This window comes from Microvirga sp. CF3062 (genome assembly GCF_036314045.1).
Lineage (GTDB): Bacteria > Pseudomonadota > Alphaproteobacteria > Rhizobiales > Beijerinckiaceae > Microvirga.
Genome location: NZ_JAYGGN010000008.1, coordinates 154,560 through 169,703, shown reverse-complemented (window position 1 = coordinate 169,703; position 15,144 = coordinate 154,560). Strand labels below are relative to the sequence as shown.

General features: G+C 64.1%; 13 protein-coding genes, 1 tRNA gene and 1 pseudogene. 9 read left to right on the top strand and 6 right to left on the bottom strand.

Annotated elements, in window-relative coordinates:
- Nucleotides 1-15: 15 nt before the first annotated feature.
- The 8 genes and pseudogenes from VB618_RS15445 (at nucleotide 16) to VB618_RS15410 (ending at nucleotide 8,509) form a co-directional block, all read left to right on the top strand.
- On the top strand, nucleotides 16-1,737 hold the full coding sequence (locus tag VB618_RS15445; protein ID WP_329797596.1) for an efflux RND transporter periplasmic adaptor subunit: 1,722 nt from the start codon (nucleotides 16-18) through the stop codon (nucleotides 1,735-1,737).
- Between the two features lie 7 nt (nucleotides 1,738-1,744).
- On the top strand, nucleotides 1,745-4,870 hold the full coding sequence (locus tag VB618_RS15440; RefSeq protein ID WP_329797595.1) for an efflux RND transporter permease subunit: 3,126 nt from the start codon (nucleotides 1,745-1,747) through the stop codon (nucleotides 4,868-4,870).
- Nucleotides 4,871-4,890: 20 nt separating this feature from the next.
- Nucleotides 4,891-5,265 (top strand): hypothetical protein, encoded by a 375-nt coding sequence (locus tag VB618_RS15435; RefSeq protein ID WP_329797594.1) that lies wholly within the window; start codon nucleotides 4,891-4,893, stop codon nucleotides 5,263-5,265.
- 26 nt (nucleotides 5,266-5,291) lie between these two features.
- On the top strand, nucleotides 5,292-5,729 hold the full coding sequence (locus tag VB618_RS15430; RefSeq protein ID WP_329797593.1) for a DUF305 domain-containing protein: 438 nt from the start codon (nucleotides 5,292-5,294) through the stop codon (nucleotides 5,727-5,729).
- A gap of 71 nt (nucleotides 5,730-5,800) precedes the next feature.
- Nucleotides 5,801-6,822: pseudogene (gene dmeF / locus VB618_RS15425) on the top strand (CDF family Co(II)/Ni(II) efflux transporter DmeF).
- 23 nt (nucleotides 6,823-6,845) lie between these two features.
- On the top strand, nucleotides 6,846-7,328 hold the full coding sequence (locus tag VB618_RS15420; RefSeq protein WP_329797592.1) for a DUF411 domain-containing protein: 483 nt from the start codon (nucleotides 6,846-6,848) through the stop codon (nucleotides 7,326-7,328).
- Between the two features lie 25 nt (nucleotides 7,329-7,353).
- Nucleotides 7,354-7,902 carry a Spy/CpxP family protein refolding chaperone gene (locus VB618_RS15415; RefSeq protein ID WP_329797591.1) on the top strand — a complete coding sequence of 183 codons (549 nt, stop codon included), beginning with the start codon at nucleotides 7,354-7,356 and terminating at the stop codon, nucleotides 7,900-7,902.
- A 136-nt stretch (nucleotides 7,903-8,038) separates the two neighbouring features.
- Nucleotides 8,039-8,509, top strand: a complete 471-nt coding sequence (locus VB618_RS15410; protein WP_329797590.1) for a methyltransferase family protein — start codon at nucleotides 8,039-8,041, stop codon at nucleotides 8,507-8,509.
- A 338-nt stretch (nucleotides 8,510-8,847) separates the two neighbouring features.
- Here VB618_RS15410 and VB618_RS15405 read toward each other — a convergent pair whose 3' ends face one another.
- Entirely contained in the window at nucleotides 8,848-9,192 is a 345-nt protein-coding gene (locus VB618_RS15405) for a hypothetical protein (RefSeq protein WP_329797589.1), read from the bottom strand.
- Entirely contained in the window at nucleotides 9,189-9,647 is a 459-nt protein-coding gene (locus VB618_RS15400) for an SCO family protein (protein WP_329797588.1), read from the bottom strand. The genes VB618_RS15405 and VB618_RS15400 overlap by 4 nt, the downstream gene beginning before the upstream one ends.
- Between VB618_RS15400 and VB618_RS19805 the strand changes: the two genes are divergently transcribed.
- Entirely contained in the window at nucleotides 9,616-9,870 is a 255-nt protein-coding gene (locus VB618_RS19805; RefSeq protein WP_442931806.1) for a MerR family DNA-binding protein, read from the top strand. The genes VB618_RS15400 and VB618_RS19805 overlap by 32 nt on opposite strands.
- A 184-nt stretch (nucleotides 9,871-10,054) precedes the next feature.
- Here the strand turns inward: VB618_RS19805 and VB618_RS15390 are convergent, their stop codons facing one another.
- From VB618_RS15390 to VB618_RS15375, 4 genes are all read right to left on the bottom strand, one after another.
- Entirely contained in the window at nucleotides 10,055-11,416 is a 1,362-nt protein-coding gene (locus tag VB618_RS15390) for a hypothetical protein (RefSeq protein ID WP_329797586.1), read from the bottom strand.
- Between the two features lie 245 nt (nucleotides 11,417-11,661).
- The gene (locus VB618_RS15385) at nucleotides 11,662-13,074 is read right to left on the bottom strand and encodes a DNA cytosine methyltransferase (protein WP_329797585.1); all 1,413 of its coding nucleotides are present in this window, start codon (nucleotides 13,072-13,074) and stop codon (nucleotides 11,662-11,664) included.
- A gap of 197 nt (nucleotides 13,075-13,271) precedes the next feature.
- The gene (locus tag VB618_RS15380; RefSeq protein ID WP_329797584.1) at nucleotides 13,272-14,915 is read right to left on the bottom strand and encodes a tyrosine-type recombinase/integrase; all 1,644 of its coding nucleotides are present in this window, start codon (nucleotides 14,913-14,915) and stop codon (nucleotides 13,272-13,274) included.
- A gap of 68 nt (nucleotides 14,916-14,983) precedes the next feature.
- Nucleotides 14,984-15,059, bottom strand: a tRNA-Glu gene (locus VB618_RS15375).
- Nucleotides 15,060-15,144 lie beyond the last annotated feature (85 nt).

The window sequence follows — 15,144 nt, the reverse complement described above, 5'->3', positions numbered from 1 at the left end:
CCCGGGGTTCTCCCAATGCTTATCCGTTCCAGCGGCGCCCTGCGCCGCATCCAGGCCGTGCTGGTCGGCCTGGGCCTCCTGACCACCATCGCCGCAACTGCGGTTGCCCACGAAGGACATGACCACGGCGCCCCGCCGCCTGCCGCGGTCACCACCGGCAATCCGCGGGTCACCGCCCAGTCGGATGCCTACGAGCTCGTCGGCGTCCTCCGTGGTGACCGCCTCGGGATCTATCTGGACCGTTTCGCCTCGAACGAACCCGTGACCGACGCTAGGATGGCCGTGACCGTTGGCGGCGACGAGGAAGTTCAAGCAGAGGCGGCTCCCGACGGCACCTACACGGTGGCCTCGCCCAAGTTCGCCGGCGAAGGCCCGCTCGAGCTCATCTTCGCCGTCACGGCGCCAGGCGGCGACGACCTGCTGATCGGCACGCTCCAGCTCCCCGCCAAGGCCGTGGCCGCGGCTCCGGCCCCGGCGCGCGGCTCCCCGCTTCAGGTCTTGCAGGACACGCCGACCGTGCGGCTCGGCGGCATCGAGGTGGCCACGCCCTACGTGATCGCCGGCGTCGCGCTCGCGCTAGGCTTCCTGCTCGGGCTGGCCGCCCGCAGCGGGAGGAGGCTGGTGCCCGTGGCGGGCCTGGCGCTGGTCGTGCTCGCGGTCTCGACCGCCTATGCCTTCGCCCACGAGGGGCACGACCACGGGGCCGAGGCTGCCAAGGCCGCCCTTCCGGCAGGGGACACCCCGCGCCGCCTGCCCGACGGCACGGTGTTCGTGCCCAAGCCGAGCCAGCGCCTGCTCAACGTGCGCACGGCCCTGACGAAGCCGGAGGAGGCGCAGAAGGCGGTGAGCCTGATCGGACGCGTCATCGCCGACCCGAACCGCTCCGGTCTGGTGCAGAGCATCAACGGCGGACGCATCATCGCTCCCGAGACGGGGCTGCCCCGCATTGGACAGGCGGTCAGGAAGGGCGACGTGCTCGCCCTCGTCGAGCAGGCGGTGCCCCAGGCCGACCGCACCACGCTGTCCGAGCGCGTCGGCGAGATCGAGCAGGAGATCGCGGTCGCCGAGACCAGGCTCAAGCGCGTGCGCCAGCTCTCGGATCGCGGCGTCGCGCCGCCGAGTCAGGTCACGGATGCCGAGATCGAGCTGGAAGGCCTGCGCCGCCGCCGCGAGATCGTGCGCCGGACCCGCATCGAGTCCGAGGTCCTGCGGGCCCCAATCGACGGCGCCATCGCGGCGGCGCGGGTGGTTCCGGGCCAGGTGGTCGCCTCCCAGGACGTGGTCTTCCAGATCGTCGACCCGAAGGGCCTCTGGGTCGAGGCGCTCGTCTACGGCGAGATCGATCCGGCCAAGGTCACCGGCGCCAGCGCCACGGCCGTCGACGGCACGCCCCTGAAGCTCACGTTCCAGGGCTTCAGCAAGGCGCTCCAGCAGCAGGCCACCGTGGTGCAGTTCGCCGTCGAGAACCCACCGAGCAACCTGTCGGTCGGCGCGCCGGTCACGGTCTTCGCGCAGAACGGGGCCTCCGTCAGGGACATCATCATGCCGCGGGACGCGGTGGTGCGAGGGGCCAACGGCGAGGCGGTGGTGTGGCGCCACACGGATCCCGAGCGCTTCGAGGCACGGCCCGTGCGGACCGAGCCCTTCGACGCGACGCGGCTGGTCATCCGGGCCGGCGTTGCGGAGGGCGAGCGGATCGTGATCCGCGGCTCCGAGCTCATCAACCAGATCCGGTGAGGCGGCGATGTTCAACTTCCTCGTCAGCAGCAGCCTCCGCAACAGGCTCTTCGTCATCGCGGCGGCACTCGTGCTCGTCGCCTACGGCTCGTGGATCCTGCCGCGGGTGCCCGTCGACGTGTTCCCCGACCTCAACCGCCCCACCGTCACCCTGATGACCGAGGCCGAGGGCCTCGCGCCGCAGGAGGTGGAGCAGCTCGTCACGTATCCGCTCGAAACCTCCATGAACGGCATGCCGGGCGTGACCCGGGTGCGCTCGGTGTCCGGCGTCGGCCTGTCCATCGTCTATGTCGAGTTCGACTGGGGCACCGACATCTACCGCTCGCGCCAGCTCGTCGCCGAGCGCCTGGCGCTGGTCGGCGAGCAGCTCCCGACCGGCGTCACCCCCCAGATGGGGCCGGTGACCTCGATCATGGGCGAGATCATGCTGGTCGCCGTCACCAGCGACACCGTCTCGCCGATGGAAGTGCGCGAGATCGCCGACTTCGTCATCCGGCCGCAGCTCCTCACCATCGCGGGCGTAGCCCAGGTGATCCCCATCGGCGGCGAGGTCCGGCAGTATCGAATCGTGCCCAACATCGCGGCCCTCCAGGCGCTCGACGTCACGCACGAGCAGATCGAGGCGGCCGTCACCCGCTTCGGCACCAACACGGGCGGCGGCTTCGTCGACCAGCACGGGCGCGAGTACCTCATCCGAAACGTCGGCATGACCCGGCGCCTGGAGGACCTGCGCAACACCGTGGTGGTCCACAGGCAGGGCCAGCCGGTCTTCCTGCATCAGGTGGCCCAGGTCGACTTCGCCCCCCGGGTTAAGCGCGGCGACGCCGGCTTCCAGGGCAAGCCCGCGGTGATCGTCTCCATCCAGAAGCAGCCCGGCGCGGACACGGTCGACCTCACGGGCAAGATCGAGGCCGCTCTCGCCGAGATCCAGAAGACGCTGCCGCAGGGCGTGTCGGCCACGAACCTGCAATTCCGGCAGGCCACCTTCATCGAGACCTCGGTCGACAACGTGAAGCGCGTGCTGCTGGAGGCCGCAGGTGTCGTGGCGGTGATCCTGATCCTGTTCCTGATGAACTGGCGGGCGACCGCCATCTCGCTGACCGCGATCCCGATCTCGATCCTGGTGACGGTGCTCGTCTTCTATGCGTTCGGGCTGACCATCAACACCATGACGCTGGGCGGCCTCGCCATCGCCATCGGCGAGCTCGTCGACGACGCCGTGGTCGATGTCGAGAACATCCTGCGCCGGCTCAAGGAGAACCGGGAACTCCCCGACCCCAGGCCCGTGCTGGAGGTGATCGCGGCCGCATCCCAGGAGGTCCGTTCCGGCATCGTCTACGCGACGATGATCATCATCCTGGTGTTCATCCCGCTCTTCGCGCTGTCGGGCATCGAGGGGCGCCTCTTCGCGCCCTTGGGCGTGGCTTACATCGTCTCGATCCTGGCCTCGCTCGTCACCTCGATCACCGTGACGCCTGTGCTGGCCTACTACCTGCTTTCGGGGCGGGTGACGGGCCACGAGCACGACAGCTTCGTGGTGCGGCACCTCAAGCGCGGCAACGCGGCCCTGCTGCGCTGGGCCTTCGCACACCGGGGTTTCCTGTTCACCACCATCCTGCTGGGCGTCGGCCTGGCAGCCTACGGGGCGACGCTGCTGCCCCGCGCCTTCCTGCCGCCGTTCAACGAGGGAACCCTCACGATCAGCCTCGCCTACAACCCCGGGATCGCGCTGGCCGAGAGCCACCGCCTCGGGTTGGTCGCCGAGAACCTGATCAAGGACGTGCCCGAGGTGATCTCGGTCGGCCGTCGCACGGGCCGCGCCGAGCTCGATGAGCACGCGGAGGGCGTGCATTCCTCCGAGATCGACGTCGACCTGAAGCGGTCGGAGCGCTCGAAGGAGGAGGTGATGGGCGATATCCGCGCCCGCCTGGCCGTCCTGCCGGCGACGCTCAACGTGGGCCAGCCGATCTCGCACCGCCTCGACCACATGCTCTCGGGCGTGCGCGCCGAGATCGCGCTCAAGATCTACGGCGAGGACGTCGACACGCTCCGCACCCTCGCGGAAGGCCTGCGCGAGCGGCTCTCGGGCGTCGAGGGACTCGTCGACCTTCAGGTCGAGAAGCAGGTGCGCATCCCGCAGCTCCGGATCGATGTCGACTACGAGAAGGCCGCCCTCTACGGCCTCACGCCAGCGACGGTGACGCAAGGTCTGGAGACGATGTCGAACGGGCGCACGGTGTCGCAGATCGTCGAGGGCAACCGCCGCTTCGACGTGGTGATGCGCCTCTCGGACCAGGACCGCTCCACCACAGGCCTCGGCGACCTGCTCATCGCCACGCCGACGGGCCACGTGCCGCTGCGCATGATCGCGAATGTCGAGGAGACGGATGGTCCGAACCAGGTCCTGCGCGAGAACGGCCAGCGCCGGATCGCGGTCCTCGGCAACACGGATGGCAGGCGTGACATGGCAGCCATCATCGCCGACATCCGCCGCATCACCGCCGAGACGCAGTGGCCGCAGGGCTACGTCACCCGCCTGGAGGGCACCTTCCAGGCGCAGGAGGAGGCCACGCTCCGGATCGGGGCGCTGTCGCTCCTGTCGCTCGCGATGGTGTTCGTGGTGCTCTACAGCCGCTACCAGTCGCCGGCGCTGGCGCTGATCATCATGGGCAACATCCCGCTGGCGCTCATCGGGAGCGTGATCGCGCTCAACATCGCCGGCCAGCCGCTCTCGGTCGCCTCGATGATCGGCTTCATCACGCTGGCCGGCATCTCTGCCCGCAACGGCATCCTGAAGGTCTCGCACTACATCAACCTCGTGCTCTACGAAGGCGAGCAGTTCGGCAAGGACCTGGTGATCCGCGGCAGCCTGGAGCGGCTGACCCCGGTACTGATGACGGCTCTCTCCGCCGGCCTCGCGCTCATCCCGCTCCTCATCGGCGCGGACGAGCCCGGGCGCGAGATCCTGCATCCCGTGGCGGTGACGATCTTCGGCGGGCTGATCTCGGCGACGCTAATCGACACCTTCCTCACCCCGGTCCTGTTCCTGACCTTCGGCAGGAAGCCCCTGGAGCGCATCCAGGCCAGCCGCGAAGGCCGCGAAGGCGGCCTCACCGCAGCGGAAGCCTTCTGACCTCATCCAAGGAGAAAACCATGAAGCATCTCATCCTCGCCCTTGCCATCGCAGTCTCGCCACTCGCGGTATCTGCCCATGAGGTCGCCAAGGGACCGAACGGCGGCCCCGTCGTCGACAGCGCCGGCCATCACGTGGAGATGGTCGCCAAGGGCTCCGAGCTCGTCCTGTTCCTCACCGAGGCGGACGACAAGCCGCTGGCGTCCGCGGGCACGAAGAACGCCCGCGCCATCGTCCAGGACGGCGGCAAGACGGCGACCGTTCCGCTCCAGCCGGCCGAGCCCAACAAGCTCGTCGGGGCCCTGCCCCAGCCGCTCGGCTCGGGCGCCCGCGTGGTCGTCTCGGCCACCATGGCCGACGGTCACGCCGTGCAGGCCCGCTTCGTCAGCAACTGACCTTCCTGACAGCAAAGGAGAAAACGATGAAGACGATCACCAAGACCATCGCCGCTCTCGCGATCACCGCCGTGGCCGGCGTGGCATACGCGCAGACATCGCACCAAGGCCACGGCAGCATGCCGATGTCCGGCGCCATGCCCAGGGGCAACATGGACTCGGCGGCGATGCAGAAGATGATGCAGGGCATGATGCCGTCGCCGAACGATCCGGCCTCCACGAAGGACTTCAAGGCGGCTGACATGCAGATGATGCACAACATGAGTGTGCCCTACACCGGCAACCCGTATGTGGGCTTTCGCACCCACATGATCCCGCACCACCAGGGTGCCGTCGAGATGGAGAAGGTCGCCCTCAAGCATGCCAAGGATCCCGAGACGAAGCGGATGGGCCAGAAGATCATCGACGATCAGGAGAAGGAGATCGCCGAGATGCAGGACTGGCTGAAGAAGAATGGCAAGTAGCGGCCACCGGGGCGGCCATGTGCCGCTTCCCGGCATCGCCCATGTAGGGCACGAGCAACGAAAGCGATCCGATGCACAGCCATGCCCTGAACCATTGGCAGCACGACCATGTCTTTCTCGGTGAGGACCACGACCGGCACGAGCGGCGCACCTGGCTGGTGGTCGGCCTGACCGCGGCCATGATGGTCGCCGAGATCGTCGCCGGGACGATCTTCGGGTCGATGGCGCTGGTGGCCGACGGGTGGCACATGTCGACCCATGCCGCGGCACTGGCCATTGCCGCGCTGGCCTACCGCTTCGCCCGCAGGCATGCCCACGACCCCCGCTTCTCGTTCGGCACCGGCAAGGTCGGCGAGCTCGCGGCGTTCTCGAGCGCCATCATCCTGGCCCTGATTGCCCTGCTGATCGGCTACGAAAGCCTCGTGCGCTGATGAACCCGGTGTCGATCCGGTTCGGCGAGGCGACGGTGGTGGCGGTGATCGGGCTTGCCGTGAACCTCGCCAGCGCCTGGCTGCTGGCCGGCGACCATCACCATCATGGGCATCATCACCATGATCACGGACATCATCATGGCCATGGGCATGAACACCACCATGACCATGTAGACCATCACCACGATCATGCGCAGAGAGACCACCATCATCATGGCGGCGACACGAACATCCGTGCGGCCTACCTGCACGTTCTCGCCGATGCCCTGACATCCGTCCTCGCCATCGTGGCGCTGCTTGCCGGGCGGCTCTACGGCTGGAGCTGGCTCGATCCCGTGATGGGCGTGGTCGGAGCCATCGTCATCGCGCAATGGTCATGGGGCCTGATCCGCACAGCCGGAGCCACCCTCCTCGACGCGGTCCCCGACCAGACGCTTGCCCGATCAGTGCGCGAGCGCATAGAGGTCGGGGAAGACCGCGTGACGGACCTCCATCTATGGCGCCTGGGGCCAGGTCATGCGGGCCTGATCGTCTCGGTCGTCTCGGACGCCCCTCAGCCGCCCGAGGTCTACAAGCAGCGGCTCTCCGGCATCGAAGGGCTGTCGCATGTGACCGTCGAGGTCCATGCCTGTCCCAACCACCCGCAGCGTGAGGCAGCCTGATCGGCTGCCGGAAAGGCGATCCGATGACTAACAAGCTCATCACCCGGCGCAGCCTCGTCACCGGCCTGACGGCTGGCGCCCTACTGGCACATTCCCATCCCTCGCAAGCCCAGGCTCTTCCTAGGATCGTCGTCAGCAAAGATCCGACCTGCGGCTGCTGCACGGGCTGGGTCGACCACCTGCGCAAGGCCGGTTTCCCCGCCGAGGTGATCGAGACGTCGGAGATCAACCGGGTGAAGGCACGCCTGGGCGTGCCGGATGAGCTCGCCTCCTGCCACACCGCCGAGATCGGCGGCTACGTGATCGACGGCCACGTGCCGGCCAACGCGATCAAGAGTCTCCTCGTTGAGAAACCCACAGCCAAGGGGCTGGCCGTTGCCGGCATGCCGATGGGTTCGCCCGGCATGGAGATTGAGGGCATGGCACCGGACACTTACGAGGTCATCCTGTTCGGGCCATCGGGCCGCAAGACCTTCGCCCGTTATGAGGGAGCACGCCTGCTCTGACCCCGCGTCCTGACGGAGATCACCGATGCCACGTCCCTGGTTCGCGCTTGCCGCACTTCTCGTCGCGGTTCCCGCCTCGGCACAGCATTCATCCACATCTCCCTACTCCGGCCTCGAGCAACGGACCACCAAGGCCTTGTCCGACGAGCAGATCGCCGATCTTCGGGCGGGCCGCGGCATGGGCCTTGCCCTTCCGGCGGAGCTGAACGGCTACCCGGGTCCGGTCCACGTCCTCGAACTCGCCGACAGGCTTGGGCTGACGGAGGACCAGCGGACACGCGTGCAGGAACTCCATGCGGCCATGAAGGCCGAGACCGTGCCGCTGGGCGAGCGCCTGATCGCGCAGGAGACTGACCTCGACCGCCAGCTCGCCGGGAAGACGGTCACGCCTGCGAGCCTGCAAGCGGCAACGGCGGACATCGGCACAACACAGGGTGCCCTGCGGTTTGCCCATTTGCGCCATCACCTCTCCACCTTGGACATCCTCACGCCCGAGCAGGTGCGCTCGTACGGTGAACTGCGCGGCTACCAGGCATCGGGTGACCGCGGGCACGGCACGAAGAGGCACCACTGACCCGCTCCCCATGCATTGCGGCGGCCTTGGTTGAAATCGCGGGGGCGAAGGTCCAGGATCACGGGTCAATCCCGGAAGCGGTTCGATGGTCGTCTGCAAGCGACCTGGACAAGGGCATTGGGTTCACGGTCCCGCCATGGCTGACACGGCAGATAACGCTCACGTCATCATCCGGCCGCCGCTTGCATGGGGGCTTGCCGTCATGGCCGGCCTTGCGCTCGACTGGCTCGTGGACTTGCCGTTCCTGGCCGCTGACGTGCCTTCCGGCAGGCTTGGTGCAATGGTGTTCGTCCTCGCGCTGGCGCTGTTCGCCTGGGCCATCGTGACGATGACCGGGGCGGGTTCGAACGTCCCCACGAACCGCCCGAGCACCACCATCGTCGAGAGCGGGCCGTATCGGTTCACGCGCAACCCCATCTACCTCGGCATGTTCCTGGGCCTGATGGGACTGGCCATGACGTTCGACAATCCCTGGCTGCTGATGATGCTGGTGCCCTTCGCGCTCGTCATCCGCTACGGCGTCGTTGCTCGGGAGGAAGCCTATCTCGAGCGCAAGTTCGGCGATGTGTACCGTGACTACCAATCGCGCGTCCGGCGCTGGCTGTAGCATTTCCGGATGGATTCGCGCCTGGGTGTACGGCCCCCGCAGCTTCAAGCCGGTGACCGCGGCATGGGGAGCCGCGGCCGTTGGCGAAGGCAAGCCGGAGCCGATTTCCCAACTGATCGGTACCCTTCAACCTGCGTCCGACACGCTCCCTCCCGTTTCACGGGCCATCGATGGAGGAACCTGGGAAGGTCCGCTCACCACATTGGGAATTGCCGAAACCCGTGAATGGCACGAACTTGCCCGGAGTCATTCCGGAGGAACGTCATGAGAAAGCTCACCTTGGCCATCGCCGCCGCGGCCGGATTCGCCGCTACCCCGGTTCTCGCCTGCCCGATGCATCAGGCCGCCGCGCAGGCCACGGGTTCGACCGCTACGGCAGGCGCGATGATGTGCGGCACGCCGTCCACCACTGCCCAGGCCCAGCAGCCGGGGCAGGCGGCCCAACCCGCACAGCCGGGCCAGTCCACGGGCGGCATGTGCCCGTGCTGCCGGAACATGGCCATGATGGAGCCCCAGCGAGGACAACCCGGCGGGATGCAGGACATGCCCGGGATGCGGAATATGCCCGACATGCAGCAGGGAGCACCCACAAGTCCTCCGGCACCATCTCCGTCGCCCGAGACGCCTAGGCCGAACTGATCCGGCCGGCCGGGGCCGCCGGACGCGGGAACCTCGAGCATCACGATCCACGGATGGCCCTCCGCAACTTCGAAAGGGCCGTCGCGGCATCCTCATGGTAGTCGATCAGGCTGACGAGCTCGCCTCCGGCATCGGTCATGACCACGGACGCCGTATGCTCCATGGTGTAGCCGCCGCCTTCCGACGGCACCTTGCGGTACGAGATTCGGACGGCCTTTGCGGCCGCCATCTCCTCCGGCGTGCCGGTGAGCGCGACGATGCGGGGATCGAAACTCTCGAGGTAGGTGGCCTTCAGAAGCTCCAGTGTGTCCCGCTCCGCGTCGGCCGTGACGAACACGACGTTGAGGCGGTCGGCCTCGGGTCCGAGTTCCTTGAGGTGCTGGGACATTCCGAACAGCGTCGTCGGGCACACCTCGGGGCAATGGGTGAAGCCGAAGAAGTATGCCGTCGGCTGAATTTCATCCGTCGTGTCCGAGCTCGGCTTTGAGGTCGACGCCATCTGGCAACTCTTGGGTCTTGCGAGCGATCCAGGCCGCTCCTGTGGCGAGGTGCACTACATCACCAAGGCCCATCTTGAGGAGGTAAAGGACAATGTTACCCGCCTGACCGCCCTTCGTAATGAACTGGAGGCTATGGTCACTTGCGACCACCGACGGATCTCCGAATGTCGAATTATCGAGGTACTGGCCGATCATGGAGAGTGCCAGAATGTTCAGCACTGAACCCAGCAGTTTGGGTGGGGGTCTGGCCAGTGATCGATCGTGCCTTTTCCTGTATGGAATCAGGCAGAGCCGCATGAACGGCCTTATTCTACCAACCATTCTCTATTGATATGGAAAAACGGGACACGATCTGAATTCGTGTTACTTTCCAAAGCTTTAGAATGGCATGATCTGTCACAATCCATCAGAATGGGATATCATCCCGGGCTTCAAGCACTTTCCCATACACTGGCTCCGGCCTCAGAACGTGGCCATCGGCGGGCGTCCATTGCCCAGCCTCTTCGGCTTGGGCAAGCTGTCTGCACGCCGCAACGGCAGCTTTGGGGTCCATGTTGCTATCGCTCTCCCAAAGAGCCTCAATAATTGCCTGGAGCATGTTAATGCGGGTACGGGCGCCCTCGTCGACATGATCCAGGTACCGCGTCACGTGCAGGGCCGTGATCAAAGCATCTGGTGCTGGCCTTCCCCAATACCCCTCCTCTGTGAGCAAGTGAATGGAGTTCACTAGCCTCCTTAAAGGCTTGGACAGATAGCGCCGGCCATCATTCCATCGCGGATCGACGAGCTGTGACGCTTTGCGACGCATCTGCTCCAACATCTCGTCCCGGGAATACTGAGGCTGAGAGAAGCGCCACGTGATGTCCAACAACGGCTGAGGATCAATCACGAGCCGGTGAGCATGGATGAAGCGTGCAAGAGGGTGAAATGGCAGGCGCTCCTGCGCCGCAACCCGGAGCATGATCATGACGTCATGGATTTCGGGTGAGGCCCAGAAGGAACCTCCAACTGGGCGCTCTGGAAGTGCGTCGATCGGGTACAAGCGGCTTGGCGTAGCCTCGGCTGCTGCGAGCGCTGCGTCCGCCTGCCCAGGCTTCCAGCGGCGTCCCCGTTGAACCGCAGCGAGCGTGGAGGACGGGACGATGTTGAATCCTAAACGAGCCTTCTCGATCTCGGACAACGCATCCCTGACCCTTTTCCGGTGCTGCCTGCCTGTTGTTTTATTGGTCGACCTCGGCCAAATCGGATCGGCGAGATCGTCAAGCCTGACTACGGTGCTTCCGTCCCGGGGCAGCATTGCTTCCAAGGCATCAAGAACCTGACGAGCTACAGAACGGAGAGGCGCCTTCCGTCGATCTCGGACTGGAGCAACGCCCTCCCGGGCGCGAAGCCTTCCGGCCTTACTCTTCGAGACGTCCATGAAGTTGGCGACGCGTCGAACAGTGGGGCGTATTCCCCGACGCTGATAATCCTCAGCGATCAATGGCATTATGTTCTGCTCCGCCTGTCGCTGGTCCCGCGTCGACTTCGGTGGCGCTCGATGCCGCTCGTAGTTCTTCGATACATACTGAGCCACACTGCGCGCCGTTGCGGCGACGTGGGAGGGTGGCATCTCATCCCCCTCCGGCTGCTTTGCGAGCCAGGCCTGGAGTTGCTGGTTACACCAAGCCTCTAGCCCTTTCTCATCGCGGCCAGATTCGCCGCATGCCCTTGCATGCGCATAAGTGTGCTTCCGGAGCCACTCGAAGGCTTCCAGGTTGATACTCACGGCGTCTCCCTCACTGGCCCATGCCGACCATGACGATCCTTCACTACGACCCGTCGCCAATGGATTGCTTGGAGCAGGGCTCCCTTTGAGGGGAATGCCGAACCGCGCAAGGGTCAAGCCCTGCTTCTGAGATGAGTTATTCCTATTGATAAGGGAAAACGGGACACATCCGAATAATCAGTGTCCCGTCAGGGGCTTGGCGCACTTCGACCTGTCACACAGCGTCTAGCAGCGCATGTATTTGACTACCTGCTTAGATCTGTATTGCACTCCGCATAAAGGCGCAGTGCCCCGCGGAGATTCGACTTCCTTGTCGTACCCAATGCCTTGAACTCAGGGATCGTCTCAAGAAACGCCAGTGCGGCGTAGACGTCTGGGAACGTGCGTTGTCCTACAAGCTTTTGTACGGCCTTGAACTCCGATAGAACCTGCTTCCGTCGATCCTCGTCCATGGGCTTGTTCCTCCGGAGCCAAGTCACGAAGGGTCTCGGCACCTTCATATTGATCTCGGTTGGCGGCTCGCCTTTGGAATGAGCCATGATGCATCTGCCAATCGCCTCGGCGAGCGGCGGAGGAACGGCGTTTGCCAAGGCCTGCATTTTGGCCGATTCCGACTTGCCAGGCGACCAGTCCCAATTCGCAGGGAATCCTCCAATGAGTGAAAGCTGCTCGAAAGTTGGGATCGGTAGCTTGTCCAAGTCGATGACGTCATTGGCCTTCGGCCGGTAGCTTGCCCCAGGATGCTCGCGGACTCCATGTGAGATCGTTGGAGCAGGCTGATCCGCTCGCCGCGTTCCGGCGCTGCTCATCCCGCCTGGCATAAGCCAGAAGAGGCGACAGGCTTCCTGAAGCGCTGTCTCATCAAGCGTATCAAGCACACGGATATCGGCCTCCCTCAACGCGTATCCGGTATCGCCAGCACTGCGCCTGAACGTGGAGGTGATCGATGGTGCCGGCTCAGCCGAGGACCACAGCGAACGTCGATCTCCCTCGTTGTGACCACGGCGAAAATAGACTCGGCCGAAATCCGGGCCGAGCACATCGGCGACGGTCATCTGCTTGGGAGATTTTGCGGCATCAAGATGATCAAGGAGCCAGCCATCCATTTCGCCAAGACATCCTGCCAAGATGAGTCTTTTACGCGATTGGCCGACACCGTAATACGACGCGTCCAAGACCTTCTCCGTCAATCCGTATCCAGCGTTCCGAAGGATTGCCGTGATCCGGCTGAAGATGCTGTAGCGCCTGAGACCCTGCACGTTCTCCATGACGAAGTACCTGGGCTTTACCAGTGCCACAATGTAGGCAAACGCATCAGTGAGCTTGGCACGCTCGTCTTCCTCCCCTTTCCGCTGCCCTGCCGAGGACCACGGTTGGCAGGGAGGGCCGCCAACAATGATATCCGGGGCCAACTCCAGGATCTCCGGGATGATGGAGAGAATGTCTCCGAGTTCCGGGGATTCCCCGTCAAACCGCCCCAAGTTGGCTTGACGAGCCTTTTTGTACCCGTTCACCTTGCGAAGCAGGGATCCCAGGTTCGCTTCGTGGATATCCAGTGCGGGCTGCCAGTAGTCGTAGCCCCTCATGATAGCGAACCCCGCACGCTTGAAGCCCAGCGACATCCCTCCGGCGCCGCAGAAAAGTTCAACCAGTCTCATCAATCAGCCTGTTTAGTAGTGAAGAGCCCTCACTATGCCCAGTGTCTGTGCGACCTAGGCTTTGAGGGCAGTGAAGGGGTTTCATTGCCGATCAGGCGCAACCATGGGCTTCCGCACAGGACTTGGAATCCTGTTTCCGCGGAAGGCTGTAGTACGGTTCAGGACCAGCCCACCCATCGTTTCCAGCAGGAACGGCACTACGCCATGACCCCAGATGCCTTCCGGGGACGACCTATCTTCCTGGCAGGCACTGGTGAGAACGGTGCGTAGTATGGTGAGAGATCAAGACCCTCTGGCAGGGACACTGTGGCAAGAGTTCGGATCTCGTCTGCCCGAAGAGTCTTGGAGCCGTATGTGGCGCCAACATCCTTGTGAGCATGTCCAAGTTGGACGTCGATAGTTCGAAGGTCCACTTTTTGTGACCTGAGCCAGTCCTTGCAGCCATGCCGAAGGCTGTGAAATGTTTGGCCGCGCGCTTCGTGGATCCCAAGCTCCTTCATGGTACGAGCCATGCGCTTCGAGGCTGTTGCATGGGGTCGTACGGCACGCGATAGCTGCGGCCATAAGGTCCCGGAACGAAGGCCAGCAACCCACTCAAGAAACCCCGTGCCGATAATCGCGTCAGGGAGTGCTATCACGCGACGGCTACCGTCATTCTTGACCTGGCGCTCCTCAACTTCCCCATCCTCGCCCTCAATGTCCTCGACGAGACTGAGGGTCCAGTGAGACCCAAATGGCTGCACATCCGCAACCTGAAGGCCCACGAGTTCTCCCAAGCGCGCACCTGTCAACACCCCGAGCAAAGGAATGAAGCGATCATCAGGGCGCTGTTCCCTTGCTGCCCAAGCGAGAAAGATATTGAGCTTTTCAACGTCAAGGCCCTCACGCGTGACCGGGCGAGCCGCCGAGCGGGGCAATGTGATGGGTACATCTTCGTGACCAAGTGCGCGTACATGATCTGGATACGTCGCCCGGATTACTTTCCACACATGGCGAAACTCAGCCAGGTATTCCGATACGGTAGTCTTGGAAATCGGCTTCAGGCCACGGATCGATTTGGCCCTCTCAATGATTTCCAACGGCTGCAAGTCCCGGAGCCGCTTGTCCGTATTCCAAGTTGAAGGGAGACGCCCAAGGACTGCTGTGAAGGTTTGGAGATCGCTGGGAGCATAGGCATCGACAGCCTTGTCACCGATGATTGCGACGAAGGCTCGAACAGCACGCTGGAGCCGAGCAGTGTATCCCGACTTCCCTCCAAGAGCGTCACTCTTGGTCTTGATGACCTCGGCAGCACAGACACTGAGGAGAGGCAAGTCTTCCGCAACTCTGCCTTTCAGGGTCGCAAGACGGTCGACAGTTCGATCATACACTGCACGCTCTTGGTGCCATTCCTCGCCGTCTCTTTTAATTTCGGCTCCGATGATGTCGAGGCGAGCACGGGCAGAACGGAGAGCGTCGCGACGCGCCATGTGCTTGGCCTCAATAGCCTGATATATCTGGATGATCTCTGGATCAGCAAGTCCGTGTTCCGCCTCCTCACGCCACCGAGTATTGGCATTCAATCCTTTAAGACCCGCCCCAAACTCCTCTCGGCGAAGTGCCTCAAGCTGTTCAGCCAGGGCAGCCAATCCCCGGGATACCAATTCCCTCGACACGTCCCTACACTCCATTCTGGTGATGGCGTATCCCGCGAGAATGCAGGCACGACGCCGGGCCTCGGCTGCAGGTAAACGGCCAAGCTTGATCCGGAACGGAGTAGCACCGAAACGGTCAAGAAAACGTTGAGGGGGAGTTATTTGGAAGACGTAGCCCGATGGGCGCTGCCAGAGGTATCGCGGCATGTGTAGAATCCTGTGTAACCACAGGGTTCTCAGAAGTTAAAAATGCAGCGATTTCAGCAACTTGCCTTTGGCGCTCCCTAGGGGACTCGAACCCCTGTTTTCGCCGTGAGAGGGCGACGTCCTAGACCGCTAGACGAAGGGAGCTAGCAAGGTGGAGGCCGCTCGTATAACCACCCTTCTGATTTGCTTCAAGTCCTTTCGCTCAAAAAAGCGAAGGCCGACCGGAAAT

What these genes read in the sequence shown, in the direction of transcription:
- VB618_RS15385 (WP_329797585.1), bottom strand. Translation starts at nt 13,074, where the DNA reads ATGAGACTGGTTGAACTTTTCTGCGGCGCCGGAGGGATGTCGCTGGGC.
- VB618_RS15420 (WP_329797592.1), top strand. Translation starts at nt 6,846, where the DNA reads ATGACTAACAAGCTCATCACCCGGCGCAGCCTCGTCACCGGCCTGACG.
- VB618_RS15415 (WP_329797591.1), top strand. Translation starts at nt 7,354, where the DNA reads ATGCCACGTCCCTGGTTCGCGCTTGCCGCACTTCTCGTCGCGGTTCCC.
- VB618_RS15380 (WP_329797584.1), bottom strand. Translation starts at nt 14,915, where the DNA reads ATGCCGCGATACCTCTGGCAGCGCCCATCGGGCTACGTCTTCCAAATA.
- VB618_RS15410 (WP_329797590.1), top strand. Translation starts at nt 8,039, where the DNA reads ATGGCTGACACGGCAGATAACGCTCACGTCATCATCCGGCCGCCGCTT.
- VB618_RS15400 (WP_329797588.1), bottom strand. Translation starts at nt 9,647, where the DNA reads ATGGCGTCGACCTCAAAGCCGAGCTCGGACACGACGGATGAAATTCAG.
- VB618_RS15440 (WP_329797595.1), top strand. Translation starts at nt 1,745, where the DNA reads ATGTTCAACTTCCTCGTCAGCAGCAGCCTCCGCAACAGGCTCTTCGTC.
- VB618_RS15445 (WP_329797596.1), top strand. Translation starts at nt 16, where the DNA reads ATGCTTATCCGTTCCAGCGGCGCCCTGCGCCGCATCCAGGCCGTGCTG.
- VB618_RS15435 (WP_329797594.1), top strand. Translation starts at nt 4,891, where the DNA reads ATGAAGCATCTCATCCTCGCCCTTGCCATCGCAGTCTCGCCACTCGCG.
- VB618_RS15430 (WP_329797593.1), top strand. Translation starts at nt 5,292, where the DNA reads ATGAAGACGATCACCAAGACCATCGCCGCTCTCGCGATCACCGCCGTG.